Genomic DNA, 11,017 nt, shown 5'->3' on the forward strand with positions numbered 1-11,017 from the left:
ATGCCGTTATTGCAAAGTATTGTTCATCGTCTCGATCCCACGCTCGATGGCGAGCGCTTGAGCGTCACCGCCGCGAGCGCACCGCACCCGCAAGAGAGCGCGGTCATGGAAACGCTGGTGGGCGAGCTCAATGCCACCTACAACACCAAAGCCAAGGGCTGGGGGCGCTTTGTTGAGGGTGACGCTTCAGGCTTTGCCCGTGAACTGCGCGCCTATCTCAACGCGGAGCAGGATTTCGCGCCCTTTACCCAGGCGGTGGCCGAACCGCTGTCCGCCGTACTGGGAGGGCAGCTCTCGGTGGGTGGGTATCTCGTGTTCGCGCATCAACGCCAAGGCGAGACCCAAACCCTGCTGCTTGGGTTGATGCATCAGCGCGAAGGGATTGGCATCAACGCCGAGCACCACGCTGAGCCGGCCGCACAGCTCAATACGCGCCAGCTGACGCTCGCTGCGCGCATTAATCTGACGCAGTTGCAGCAGGGCGACGCGCAGACACAATACCTCTCGTTTCTAAAAGACCGCGGCGGCAAAAAGCTCGCCGAGGCGGTCGCGCAGTGGCTCGGCGTTCAGGAGGGCGTGGATGCCCCGGCCGAGACGCGCACGCTACTCAAAGCCTTCAGCGACTATGTCGAAAAAGAGGACTTTGATGACGATGCCAGCCGGGAAAAGACCGACGCCCTGGTGGGGTATGCCAATGACCAGCTGAGTCGCGGTGAGCCGATGACCCTTGATGAACTCTCCGCGGTGGTCGACGAAAAACAGCCCAAGGCGTTTTACGAGCACATTCGCCACGCCGATTATGGGCTGGCAGCGGAAATCCCGCCGGATAAACGCACCCTCAACCAGTTTCGCCGCTTTACCGGCCGCGCGGGTGGGGTATCGATCAGCTTTGATTCGCACCTATTGGGCTCAAGCGTGGAGTACGACGAGAGCGGCGACCGCCTGATTATCAAGCAGGTGCCCAAACAGCTTAAGGAGCAGCTCAAACGCCGTGACTGAGATGCGAGACGAGCTTAAGCAGTACGACGACGATACGGAGGCGATGCAAGCCTATAACCTCACGCGGCTGCTCGAAATGCTAGAGCGCATGGAGCGCATTAAGCCGCGCGTGAGCGTCGAGGATATTCTCGATACCGTGGGCCGGCGCTCGTTTGGCCCGATGCTGTTAGTCGCGGGGTTGATTACCCTGGCGCCGCTAATTGGCGATATCCCCGGTATGCCCACGCTAATGGCAGCGGTCGTGCTGCTCACCGCGGGGCAGCTGCTAGCAGGGCGCAAGCAGTTCTGGTTGCCCCAGTGGCTATTGCGTCGGCATATCGCGCGCACCAAGTTTGATCGCGCCTTGCCATATATGAAAAAGCCGGCGCGCTGGGTGGATCGCTGGTTGCGCGTGCGCCTGCCGTGGCTAACGGGCTACTGGGGAAGCCGGTTGACCGCCTTAACGGCGCTCTTGATCGCCTTGGCGATGCCGCCGATGGAGTTCGTGCCCTTTTCGGCTAACGGGGCGGGGCTGGCGCTGTCGCTGTTAGGCTTGGGGCTCGTTGCCCGCGACGGGCTGGTCGTGCTGCTAGGCATCGGAATAACAGCCACCACCATTGTGGTGGTGGTGATGAATCTTGTGTAATCAGCGCAACCCCGTCATCGGCCAGCGCGATAGCAAGGGGCATCGTAGGTAGTGGCAGATAGTAGTGACAGATAGTAGTGGCAAGTGAGTGCTGAATAGGAGCGCGCTAAATGGCAGGCAATACCCCTGAGCATCAAGACAACAACCCGATCAAAACCCCCGAACAGCAACACCCCTGGGAGCGGCGTACCGAACGCTGGTTATGGAACTCACGGTTTTTGGTCATGCTAGCCGTGGTGCCGAGCCTGCTGGGTTCGGTGTGCCTGTTTGCCGTTGGCACCATCGATATTTTCAAAGTCGTGGCCGGTACGCTGAGCTACTACCTTTTCGGCAGCGACGCCGACATACACGACACGCTCGTGCCCGACATTATCGTCGCCGTGGATATCTACCTCATCGCGATTGTGCTGCTGATCTTCGGGCTTGGCGTGTACCGCCTGTTTGTGTCGCGGATCGATATCGCCGAAGCGAGTAACCGCAAACATCCGTTTAACGTGGCGTCGCTCGATCAGCTGAAAGACAAAATCGCTCGCGTCGTGATTCTGGCGGTGATTATCGAGTTCTTTCGCGCGGTGGTGGATATCCGCTTTGCCACTCCGCTGGATGCCATCTACTTGGCGCTTTCGGTGCTAGCGCTGGCCGCAGCGCTCTATTTGATGAGCCTGGGGCACAAAGACGAGTAACGCAAAACGCCACCCGAAGGTGGCGTTTTGGTAATGGCAAATAGCGGGTTAAGCGCAGTCGGCGGCACCTTCGCCAAACATATCAAACATCAGCTCGCGACCCATGCCGGTCAGCACAAAGCGGCCATACTCATTAAAGGTGGCGGCTTCGCTGGCTTCTAGCACTTGCTGACAAGTCCCCCACTCCGAGGCACTGGTTTTTAGCGATGACAAGTCTTGGTGCGCTAAGCCGCGATGGGGCAAGGTGACGGTTTCTAATACGTGACCGTGGTTGTAAAGCAGCTCGGCCACGGTAGAAAGGCATTGGCGCAAGCTACGCTGAACATGCGCGGAAGTAGAAATATCGGGAGGCATACACTGTTCTCCTGCAAACAGCCCAAATCGGGCTTGTTGCGGCGCATTATAAACGAAAGTCGCTATAATACCAAGGTTGTAGTTGCCAGGGTGGTAACGCTCAGCGGTAGAGGGAGCGAGAAATAGCATGAAGGCGATGGAGAGCGTTTCGCCTGGTTACCCGCGTGATAAACTGTCGTCCCATTTTGGTTTTTTATTAAGGAGTTGGTTATGGCTCGCGCCAGTGCCCGTCATATTTTGGTAAGCAGCGAAGAGCAGTGCAATGCACTGAAACAGGAGATCGAAAACGGTCGTGATTTCGCGGAAGTGGCCAAAGAGCACTCAAGCTGCCCTTCTGGGCGTCAGGGCGGTGACCTGGGGAGCTTCGGCCCGGGCCAAATGGTACCGGAGTTCGATAAGGTGGTCTTTAACGGCGAGCTGAACAAGGTACACGGGCCGGTACAAACCCAGTTTGGGTATCACCTGCTTGAGATTACCAGCCGCAGTTAATGGCTTAACGGTGCATTAAGCACCGCGGCTGTTAAGCCGCGGTGTGCTCAGCGCCTCTTGCCGTTGCGAGGCACTAATCGGGGTATGCGTAGTCGTAGAAGGCGTATTCCCGATCAGTGCAATAGGAGCGGATAGCATGCTCGAGGCGATTACTCATTTCTTTCAACGCGCGCTGGCGACGCCTGAGCAGCGCGACAACCAAACCGTTACGCTGGAGCTTGCGACAGCGGCGCTGCTCTGCGAAGTCATGCGCGCCGACTACGAGAAAAGCGACGAAGAGCGCGTCGCGCTCAAGCAGATGTTAACCCGCCGCTACCACTTGAGTGAAAGCGAGGTCAGCGAACTGATGACGCTGGCAGAAGCGGAAGTGGATGACGCCGTCGATCACTACCAGTTTGTCAGTCTGATTAAAGCGCATTACGGCTACGCGCAGCGCTGCGAGTTGGTGGCTTTGATGTGGCAGCTGGCCTGGGTGGACGGCAGAGTCGACCCGCTCGAGGAGCATCGCATCCGGCGGCTAGCCGACCTTTTGCATGTAAGGCATAGCGATTTTATTCGCGGCAAATTGAAGGCCGAAGCGCGCCGCTATGCCAAAAATCACTGATCGGCCGACTGCACAGAAGTTTACCCTTTAGCAGGCCTAGTGCGTCCGAAAAGGAGCGGCGCTAGATCTCGCGAGTTAAGCTCGATTCTGGTGTATGGGAGGAAGTAGGAAGGGTGGCGTATCCTGTTGATTGATCACGACCAAGATCTCAACCAACAAAAGTGGATACGCCATGACTGATTCTACCCTCCAAGCCGTGACACAGCCAGACAACGACATCACGGACCCGCTGCATGAGCTGCTACGCCAGGGAGCCCGAGACTTAATCGCCAAGGCCGTGGAGGCGGAGCTAACGACGTTTCTGGAGCAATACGCCGACAAGACGCTGGAGGATGGGCGTCGTGCCGTGGTCCGCAACGGCCACTTGCCCGAGCGCACGATCCAGACAGGCATCGGTGATGTTAGCGTGCAAGTACCCAAGGTACGGGACCGCAGCGGCCATGGCGCTTGCTTTAACAGCAGCCTGCTACGATAGCCGGGTTCAACAAACTGGAACTCGTCGTGAATAACGTGAAGTTCCAGGATGGTGAGCCTTTAACCGATCAATCAGACAGCAACGCCGCTTGACCGCTGTACACCAGACTTGACCATAACTCAGATCTCGCTGCGCTTGATGGCTCGTATCCCTCTGGTTCGATAATTATTGGAACATACACACAGGCATACACGGTGCGCAATGCTGTATGGGGTAATGTGAAAGCATACAGACACAAAAAAACCCGCACGGGGCGGGCTTTTCAGCTTCATTCAGACCTATATGGGAGCATCTGAATTTAGGTAGGTGGTGGAGGCGGCGGGAATTGAACCCGCGTCCGCCGGCACTCGCCCATTGGCTCTACATGCTTAGATTTCGTCTTTTGCTTTAACGCTACTGGCTCCGACGATCAGGATCCAGTAACGCGAGTCTTCTAAGGTTTAACGATTGACGAGAAGACACCGTCAACCGCGATCCTATCATCTTTAGCTCGTATCTCCGCAGCGATGAATAGGCACATCGCCTTGGAGCCGGACAAGAAGCTAACAGGTTTTAAGCTGCTAGCGCGCCCTGAGCGTAGTTTTCGTCGTTTGCGACTATTTTTCGTGATGTTGGATTTACGAGATACATCACGCTCTCGGCATGCACCGCAGGGTTTGTCACCGGCGTCGAAACCATGTCGCCCCCTTAGTAAGGCACGCATTTTAACGTGCTTGCGTAACATTGACCAGTTATGTCTTGTTTTGTTCCCGCATAATGCGACCTTTTTGACGTTGCCAGTCGCGGTCTTTTTCGGTGGCTCGCTTGTCGTGGAGTTTTTTACCTGTCACCAAGGCCAATTCACACTTTACGATGTTGCGCTTCCAGTAGAGCTTTAGCGGAACGCACGTGTGGCCTTTGTCCTGAGTCTTGGAAAAGATCTTAGCGATCTCTTTTCTGTGCAGCAGCAGCTTGCGCGTTCGCGTGGGGTCGGCGATTTCATGGGTGCTCGTGGTGTTGAGTGGCGTGATATGGCTTCCCAGTAGCCATGCTTCCCCGTTGCGAATCAGAATGTAGGTATCGGTCAGCTGCGCCTTACCGGCGCGCAGGCTTTTGACCTCCCAGCCCGCCAACGCAAGCCCCGCCTCAAAGGTTTCATCGATGTGATATTCAAAGCGGGCCTTTTTGTTTTGAGCGATGACGCTGCTGCTGGGACCTTTTTTGGCTTTCCCTTTCTTTGTGGCCATGAAACCTCGTCATTGATCTGTTGGTTGCTTCTTCGCCAAGAAGAGAGCCGTGATACTATTTGTGCGTTAAGATTAGACCCCATGATACGCCTTGGGCACTATGAAGTCAGCGGAGAGGACAATGCCAACCGTGAATCGTTCCGCCTTGGTGCGGCACACTCCTCAGCAAATGTTTGAACTGGTGAACGATTTTGAGTCCTATCCGGACTTTTTGCCGGGTTGCCGTCGTGCGCGACTGGTTGAGCGTGACGAGGTACACCTCATTGGTGAGATGACCCTGGGTCGTGCCGGCATTGAGCAAACCATCACGACGCGCAATGATCTTTACACACCTGAGCGAATTGAGATGTCGCTGGTGAGTGGGCCGTTCAAGCGCCTAAAAGGACGCTGGCGTTTTATCCCAATGGGTGAAGACGCGTGCCAGGTCAGTTTAGAGATGGAGTTTGAGTTCGCTAACCGCCTTTTAAGTATGGCCTTTGGCAAGCTATTTCAACAAATCGCTGGGCAATTGGTGGATGCATTCACAAAGCGTGCCAACGAGTTATATGGTCGCTGAGGCGCCCGCAAACTCGCTCTTTGTTGAGGTGGCGTTCGCGTTGCCGCACAAGCAGCGTATTGTCGCATTGACCGTGCCGGAGGGAACCACCGCACTTGAGGCGGTGGAAAAGGCGGATTTACCTCGATTTTTTCCCGATCTATCAGCCGAGAGCTTTCTTCAAGCCACGCTTGGGGTGTTTGGCAAGGTAATTCGTGAGCCTTCTGCGCACCCGTTGCGTCAAGGGGATCGGGTAGAGGTGTATCGCCCGTTGGCGGTGGATCCCAAAGTGGCTCGCCTGGCGCGGGCAAAGCGCCAGGCTGAACGTTAGTAGGGCCGAGGTGCGGGGGCGCGCTCTGGTTCTGGCGGCTGTGTTTCTGTGCTATCACTTGGCAGCGCATCCAGTGGGTCGGTGCCTTCTATGGCGGGCCCGAGACTGGTTTCGGTGTCTAGCGGCAGTTCGTCGGATATATCACCCTCTTTATCAATCTGGGTGAGCTGCCCTTGGCGGTTGAACGTTAGCGTGACGCGCCGGGTTTCGACACCGCTATAGGCTTTGTCTAGCCGAAACACATAGTCCCATTCACTTGAGTCAAAGGGCGCCTCGAGAAGTGGGCGGCCCATGACATACGTGACTTGCTCTCGGGTCATGCCGGGCTGGAGTTGTTCCACCATATCCTGGGTGATGAGGTTGCCCTGAGGGATGTCGCGCTTATAAACGCCGACATAACTACAGCCGCTGATAAGGGCAAGGGTGGCTGAAAACGTGATAATTCGAGTCAGTTTTTGCATTTGCGCCTATTCTTCACTATCGTGGTTTCGGTCGATCATACCCGACCTAACCTGTTACTGCGAAGAGCAACCATGGCCGATCAGAACCATGAACTGCGTAAAGCCGGGCTAAAAGTGACCCTGCCGCGCGTTAAAATCCTGCAGATCCTCGAAAATGCCTCTGGCCAACACCACTTAAGCGCGGAAGAAGTGTATAAAACACTGATTGATGCGGGAGAGGATGTCGGCTTGGCAACGGTCTATCGCGTGTTGACTCAGTTTGAGACAGCCGGCCTTGTGATTCGTCATAATTTTGACGGTGGGCACGCGGTGTTTGAACTGACGCAAGAAGATCATCACGACCATATGGTCTGCCTTGATAGCGGTGAGATCATTGAGTTTGTCGATGAAATGATCGAACGGCGTCAGCAAGAGATCGCTGAAGAGCATGGCTATGAATTAGTGGATCATGCCCTCGTGCTTTATGTGCGGCCCAAGGGTGCCGGTCTCCCGCGCTCCGATGGCCATTCGCCTAAATCAAGGCGCTAATGAGTATCAAATCAGCGATCACGGCAGGCATTGAGCCTGCCGTTTCTGCTTTTAGAGACGGCGTTCGCTTACCGCTTCCCACAGCGCTTGGATCATAGGCCGTTTTAGGCGCCTGTTAAGTACACAGAGGCCCACGTCGTAATAGGGCAGTTCCGGCTTGACGTGTAGGACCGTGACCCGTTCAGCCAGCGGGCTGTTATCCAGCACGATTTTAGGCACGACTCCCACGCCAAACCCTAACCCCACCATGCTGACAATGGCTTCATGCCCTGCTACCTGAGCGTAAATGCGCGGTGTCACCCCGAGTGCTTTAAACCACGTGTCAGCATATTCGCGTGAGAGCCCCGCTTCCGACAAGATCATGGGTACGCCTTCCCACTGCTGAGCGGTTGAACTCTCAGGGGTAGGGGGTAGCCAGTGGGCGGCGTTGGTGGGCGCAATAAAGACGAGTGGCGAGCGAGTGAGCGACTTAAACGCCAGCGCGGGGGGGGGTGTCCGTGGTCGTGGGGTAATCGCCATATCATCATCACCCGAGAGCACCCGATTCATGGCATTGGCGGGGTCGCCGGTATGCAGTTTGAACTCAATGCCGGGGTGTTGAAGACGGAAGTCGCTGAGCAGTTCGTATAAAAAACTGTAGCTTGCGGTCACTGAGCAGTAAATACTGATTTCACCGGTCAGCTGTGCGGTTTCATTTGCCAGCATGCGTTTAATGCTTTCCCACTGATCTAGCGTATCTCGCGCGTAGCGTTGAAAGTGCACGCCTTGCGGCGTCAGCGAGACGTGGCGGTTGTCACGTTCGATAAGGGTGGTGGCAAGCTCGTTTTCTAACTGTTGAAGCGAGCGGCTTAGCGTCGAGGGGCTGGTGTGGCACAGCTCACTTGCTCGGCCAAAGTGAAGGGTGTCGGACAAGGTGATGAAATGCTTGAGCAGGCGAAAGTCCATGGGAGTCCCGGTGTTTCAGAAAATGCATTGTTGTGTTGCAAATATAGCGTTTTACGCAACAGATGGCATCGCGTAAAGTGAGTCCAACGCCCAAAAGAGTGCTGCATAAGACAGCGCCGGTGGCCATCAACGCTGATATGACGCTTCAATTCAAACACTTAATGAGAGTTTTGCTATGCACGTTTATTACGATAAAGATTGCGACCTGTCCCTCATCCAGGCGAAGAAAGTCACTATCGTGGGCTATGGCTCGCAAGGTCACGCGCATGCAAACAACCTGAAAGAGTCGGGTGTGGACGTTACGGTTGCACTGCGTAACGGCTCTTCTTCCGCCGCTAAAGCGGAAGCTGCTGGCCTGAAAGTCGCCTCCGTGCCGGAAGCGTGCAAAACCGCTGATGTGGTGATGATTCTGGCGCCGGATGAAAATCAGAAGGCCATTTACGAGCAGGAAGTGGCACCGAACCTGAAAGAGGGCGCGACGCTGGCCTTCGCCCATGGCTTCAATATCCATTACAACCAGATCGAGCCGCGCAAAGACCTCGATGTCATCATGATCGCGCCGAAAGCGCCAGGCCACACAGTGCGCTCTGAGTTCGTGAAAGGTGGCGGTATTCCAGATCTGATTGCGATCCACCAGGACGCCTCAGGCAATGCCAAAGAGCTCGCGCTCTCCTACGCGGCCGGCGTAGGTGGTGGCCGCAGCGGCATCATCGAAACCACGTTGAAAGACGAAACCGAAACCGACCTGTTCGGCGAGCAAGCGGTTCTGTGCGGTGGCGCGGTGGAGCTGGTCAAAGCCGGCTTTGAAACACTGACAGAAGCAGGCTATGCCCCCGAGATGGCCTATTTTGAGTGTTTGCACGAGCTCAAGCTGATCGTTGATCTCATGTACGAAGGCGGTATCGCTAACATGAACTACTCCATCTCCAACAACGCGGAGTATGGCGAGTACGTAACCGGCCCGGAAGTGATCAACGACGAGTCTCGCGCGGCGATGCGCAATGCGCTCAAGCGCATCCAGACGGGTGAATATGCCAAGATGTTCATCAACGAAGGTGAGACGAATTATCCGTCCATGACGGCGCGCCGTCGTCTCAACGCTGAGCATGAAATTGAGCAGGTGGGGGCTAAACTGCGTGGCATGATGCCCTGGATTGCCGCAAACCAACTGGTGGACAAGTCAAAGAATTGATGCTGTCTTGCCAGATGAAACGGGGTGCGCTTTGTCGCACCCCTTTGCGTATGTGGGGTATGCGCTTATGGGCTGGCTGAGAGAGGTTCACCGTGTAGAATGAAGAAATCACGATGTGCGTGACTTTATTTTAAATGGATAACACTTATGACTCAGGATGCTCATGACCCCGAGCGTGCCCACTCCTCCACGCCAGAAGAGGGGAGCCGGACACCAGAAGTGAATAATGAGGATTTAGCGAGTGCCTTCTTGCGCGAAACCGAAGTGATTGAAGAGTCGGTTGAGGATGGTAAAAAAATTCGCCGCAAGGGCATCTATTTGCTGCCCAATCTATTCACTACTTCGGCGCTTTTTTCCGGTTTCTTTGCCGTTGTGGCAGGTATTAATGGCGAATTTACGCCGGCTGCGGTGGCTATCTTCATTGCAATGGTTCTCGATGGCTTGGATGGGCGTGTTGCGCGAATGACGAATACGCAAAGTGAGTTTGGCGCCGAATACGATAGCTTGGCCGATATGATTTCGTTCGGTATGGCGCCGGCATTAGTCGCTTTTACCTGGATTTTGCAGGACATTGGAAAAACTGGCTGGGTCGTGGCGTTTCTTTATGTTGCTTGTGCCGCATTGCGACTGGCGCGTTTTAACGTGCAAATTGGTAGTGTCGATAAAAAATGGTTTATCGGCTTACCAAGCCCCTCTGCTGCCGCCTTAATCGCCGCAAGTGTATGGACCTTCCATAGCTTTGATGCCGATGCGCTAGGGTTTAAGTTACTGATGCTTTTTGTGGTGGCCGCAGCGGGAGTGCTGATGGTCAGCAATATCCGCTACTACAGCTTTAAAGATCTCGATTTTAAAAAGCCAGTTCCTTTTGTCGTGTTGCTAGCGGTGGTGCTGGGGTTTGTCATGATCTCGGTGGAGCCCTCGGTCATGCTGCTTCTGCTTTTCGGAGTCTATGTGCTCTCAGGCCCCGTATTAGCGGTGATGCGCAAGGCAAAACCCAAGAGCTGAAATTTTTTTACACACGCCCCTTGCCAACCCGGCGTTGAGCCCGTAAAGTACGCATCCGCTGCCGAGGACGCCAAGCGTTACCAGCGGTGAAAGAAGGTGAAAACCTTCGGTTTGTCAGTGGGTTAGAGCGATTGTCTGCTCACCTACATCGCTGAATTCAATCACCGAAAATAGCGTTTGACAAACACCCAGGGATGCGTAGAATACGCCTTCCTCGCTGAGGCCAAGCAGCATATCGTTTGGCCGGTGATGCAGCGACACGCTCTTTAAGAATTTGATCAGGTAATTCATGTGGGCGCTTGCCGATGAGGGTGACAAATCACCTATTATCAAGGCAAGCGACTCGTCAAATGTCAATTTGACTGAATTCGTTTGACCCTTGAGCCAAGTTTGGTTCGCTTCTGTGGCTTCTGTCACAGGTAAGAACCACATTGATTGTAAACTGAAGAGTTTGATCATGGCTCAGATTGAACGCTGGCGGCAGGCCTAACACATGCAAGTCGAGCGGTAACAGATCTAGCTTGCTAGATGCTGACGAGCGGCGGACGGGTGAGTAACGCATAGG

15 protein-coding genes, 1 other RNA gene and 1 pseudogene are annotated in these 11,017 nt (G+C 55.0%); 11 read left to right on the forward strand and 6 right to left on the reverse strand.

Annotated elements, in window-relative coordinates; all coding sequences use genetic code 11:
- From BQ9846_RS11135 to BQ9846_RS11145, 3 genes are all read left to right on the forward strand, one after another.
- Complete coding sequence (locus tag BQ9846_RS11135; RefSeq protein WP_075881029.1) at positions 1-999, forward strand: nucleoid-associated protein; 999 nt, start codon at positions 1-3, stop codon at positions 997-999.
- Position 1,000: 1 nt separating this feature from the next.
- A complete protein-coding gene (locus BQ9846_RS11140) occupies positions 1,001-1,624 on the forward strand; it encodes an exopolysaccharide biosynthesis protein (RefSeq protein WP_075881030.1) in 624 nt (207 codons plus the stop codon).
- A 110-nt stretch (positions 1,625-1,734) separates the two neighbouring features.
- Positions 1,735-2,307 (forward strand): YqhA family protein, encoded by a 573-nt coding sequence (locus BQ9846_RS11145; RefSeq protein ID WP_075881031.1) that lies wholly within the window; start codon positions 1,735-1,737, stop codon positions 2,305-2,307.
- 48 nt (positions 2,308-2,355) lie between these two features.
- Here the strand turns inward: BQ9846_RS11145 and BQ9846_RS11150 are convergent, their stop codons facing one another.
- Positions 2,356-2,661, reverse strand: a complete 306-nt coding sequence (locus BQ9846_RS11150; RefSeq protein WP_075881032.1) for a hypothetical protein — start codon at positions 2,659-2,661, stop codon at positions 2,356-2,358.
- A gap of 210 nt (positions 2,662-2,871) precedes the next feature.
- On the opposite strand from BQ9846_RS11150, the gene BQ9846_RS11155 reads away from it, so the two are divergent.
- The 3 genes and pseudogenes from BQ9846_RS11155 to BQ9846_RS11165 all read left to right on the forward strand — a co-directional run.
- On the forward strand, positions 2,872-3,150 hold the full coding sequence (locus tag BQ9846_RS11155) for a peptidylprolyl isomerase (RefSeq protein WP_075881033.1): 279 nt from the start codon (positions 2,872-2,874) through the stop codon (positions 3,148-3,150).
- Positions 3,151-3,286: 136 nt separating this feature from the next.
- The gene (locus BQ9846_RS11160) at positions 3,287-3,754 is read left to right on the forward strand and encodes a tellurite resistance TerB family protein (protein ID WP_075881034.1); all 468 of its coding nucleotides are present in this window, start codon (positions 3,287-3,289) and stop codon (positions 3,752-3,754) included.
- 172 nt (positions 3,755-3,926) lie between these two features.
- A pseudogene (locus tag BQ9846_RS11165) lies at positions 3,927-4,223 on the forward strand (transposase); the annotation flags it as partial.
- Between the two features lie 313 nt (positions 4,224-4,536).
- On the opposite strand, the gene ssrA reads toward BQ9846_RS11165, so the two are convergent.
- Positions 4,537-4,916, reverse strand: a transfer-messenger RNA (tmRNA) gene (gene ssrA / locus BQ9846_RS11170).
- 44 nt (positions 4,917-4,960) lie between these two features.
- Entirely contained in the window at positions 4,961-5,455 is a 495-nt protein-coding gene (gene smpB / locus BQ9846_RS11175) for an SsrA-binding protein SmpB (protein WP_075881036.1), read from the reverse strand.
- Between the two features lie 121 nt (positions 5,456-5,576).
- Between smpB and BQ9846_RS11180 the strand changes: the two genes are divergently transcribed.
- Positions 5,577-6,011, forward strand: coding sequence for a type II toxin-antitoxin system RatA family toxin (locus BQ9846_RS11180; RefSeq protein ID WP_075881037.1), 435 nt, complete (start codon positions 5,577-5,579; stop codon positions 6,009-6,011).
- Positions 6,001-6,321, forward strand: a complete 321-nt coding sequence (locus BQ9846_RS11185) for an RnfH family protein (protein ID WP_075881038.1) — start codon at positions 6,001-6,003, stop codon at positions 6,319-6,321. The genes BQ9846_RS11180 and BQ9846_RS11185 overlap by 11 nt, the downstream gene beginning before the upstream one ends.
- Here the strand turns inward: BQ9846_RS11185 and BQ9846_RS11190 are convergent.
- Positions 6,318-6,782, reverse strand: a complete 465-nt coding sequence (locus tag BQ9846_RS11190; protein WP_075881039.1) for an outer membrane protein assembly factor BamE — start codon at positions 6,780-6,782, stop codon at positions 6,318-6,320. The genes BQ9846_RS11185 and BQ9846_RS11190 overlap by 4 nt on opposite strands.
- 72 nt (positions 6,783-6,854) lie before the next feature.
- Between BQ9846_RS11190 and fur the strand changes: the two genes are divergently transcribed.
- Positions 6,855-7,310, forward strand: a complete 456-nt coding sequence (fur, locus tag BQ9846_RS11195) for a ferric iron uptake transcriptional regulator (protein ID WP_075881040.1) — start codon at positions 6,855-6,857, stop codon at positions 7,308-7,310.
- Positions 7,311-7,361: 51 nt separating this feature from the next.
- Here fur and ilvY read toward each other — a convergent pair whose 3' ends face one another.
- Entirely contained in the window at positions 7,362-8,255 is an 894-nt protein-coding gene (ilvY, locus tag BQ9846_RS11200; protein WP_075881041.1) for an HTH-type transcriptional activator IlvY, read from the reverse strand.
- A 175-nt stretch (positions 8,256-8,430) separates the two neighbouring features.
- Between ilvY and ilvC the strand changes: the two genes are divergently transcribed.
- Together ilvC and pssA are read left to right on the forward strand one after the other, a co-directional pair.
- Positions 8,431-9,447 carry a ketol-acid reductoisomerase gene (gene ilvC / locus BQ9846_RS11205; protein ID WP_075881042.1) on the forward strand — a complete coding sequence of 339 codons (1,017 nt, stop codon included), beginning with the start codon at positions 8,431-8,433 and terminating at the stop codon, positions 9,445-9,447.
- Between the two features lie 147 nt (positions 9,448-9,594).
- Positions 9,595-10,452 (forward strand): CDP-diacylglycerol--serine O-phosphatidyltransferase, encoded by an 858-nt coding sequence (pssA, locus tag BQ9846_RS11210; RefSeq protein ID WP_075881043.1) that lies wholly within the window; start codon positions 9,595-9,597, stop codon positions 10,450-10,452.
- A 114-nt stretch (positions 10,453-10,566) separates the two neighbouring features.
- Here the strand turns inward: pssA and BQ9846_RS16580 are convergent, their stop codons facing one another.
- Positions 10,567-10,869, reverse strand: a complete 303-nt coding sequence (locus tag BQ9846_RS16580) for a hypothetical protein (protein ID WP_144049416.1) — start codon at positions 10,867-10,869, stop codon at positions 10,567-10,569.
- Positions 10,870-11,017: the final 148 nt, after the last annotated feature.

The sequence above is a fragment of the Vreelandella massiliensis genome (genome assembly GCF_900155385.1).
GTDB classification, from domain to species: Bacteria; Pseudomonadota; Gammaproteobacteria; order Pseudomonadales; family Halomonadaceae; genus Vreelandella; species Vreelandella massiliensis.

Bases quoted from the DNA above. Each gene is read 5' to 3' on its own strand.
- BQ9846_RS11135 (WP_075881029.1), top strand. From the start codon at position 1: ATGCCGTTATTGCAAAGTATTGTTCATCGTCTCGATCCCACGCTCGAT.
- BQ9846_RS11140 (WP_075881030.1), top strand. From the start codon at position 1,001: ATGCGAGACGAGCTTAAGCAGTACGACGACGATACGGAGGCGATGCAA.
- BQ9846_RS11145 (WP_075881031.1), top strand. From the start codon at position 1,735: ATGGCAGGCAATACCCCTGAGCATCAAGACAACAACCCGATCAAAACC.
- BQ9846_RS11150 (WP_075881032.1), bottom strand. From the start codon at position 2,661: ATGCCTCCCGATATTTCTACTTCCGCGCATGTTCAGCGTAGCTTGCGC.
- BQ9846_RS11155 (WP_075881033.1), top strand. From the start codon at position 2,872: ATGGCTCGCGCCAGTGCCCGTCATATTTTGGTAAGCAGCGAAGAGCAG.
- BQ9846_RS11160 (WP_075881034.1), top strand. From the start codon at position 3,287: ATGCTCGAGGCGATTACTCATTTCTTTCAACGCGCGCTGGCGACGCCT.
- smpB (WP_075881036.1), bottom strand. From the start codon at position 5,455: ATGGCCACAAAGAAAGGGAAAGCCAAAAAAGGTCCCAGCAGCAGCGTC.
- BQ9846_RS11180 (WP_075881037.1), top strand. From the start codon at position 5,577: ATGCCAACCGTGAATCGTTCCGCCTTGGTGCGGCACACTCCTCAGCAA.
- BQ9846_RS11185 (WP_075881038.1), top strand. From the start codon at position 6,001: ATGGTCGCTGAGGCGCCCGCAAACTCGCTCTTTGTTGAGGTGGCGTTC.
- BQ9846_RS11190 (WP_075881039.1), bottom strand. From the start codon at position 6,782: ATGCAAAAACTGACTCGAATTATCACGTTTTCAGCCACCCTTGCCCTT.
- fur (WP_075881040.1), top strand. From the start codon at position 6,855: ATGGCCGATCAGAACCATGAACTGCGTAAAGCCGGGCTAAAAGTGACC.
- ilvY (WP_075881041.1), bottom strand. From the start codon at position 8,255: ATGGACTTTCGCCTGCTCAAGCATTTCATCACCTTGTCCGACACCCTT.
- ilvC (WP_075881042.1), top strand. From the start codon at position 8,431: ATGCACGTTTATTACGATAAAGATTGCGACCTGTCCCTCATCCAGGCG.
- pssA (WP_075881043.1), top strand. From the start codon at position 9,595: ATGACTCAGGATGCTCATGACCCCGAGCGTGCCCACTCCTCCACGCCA.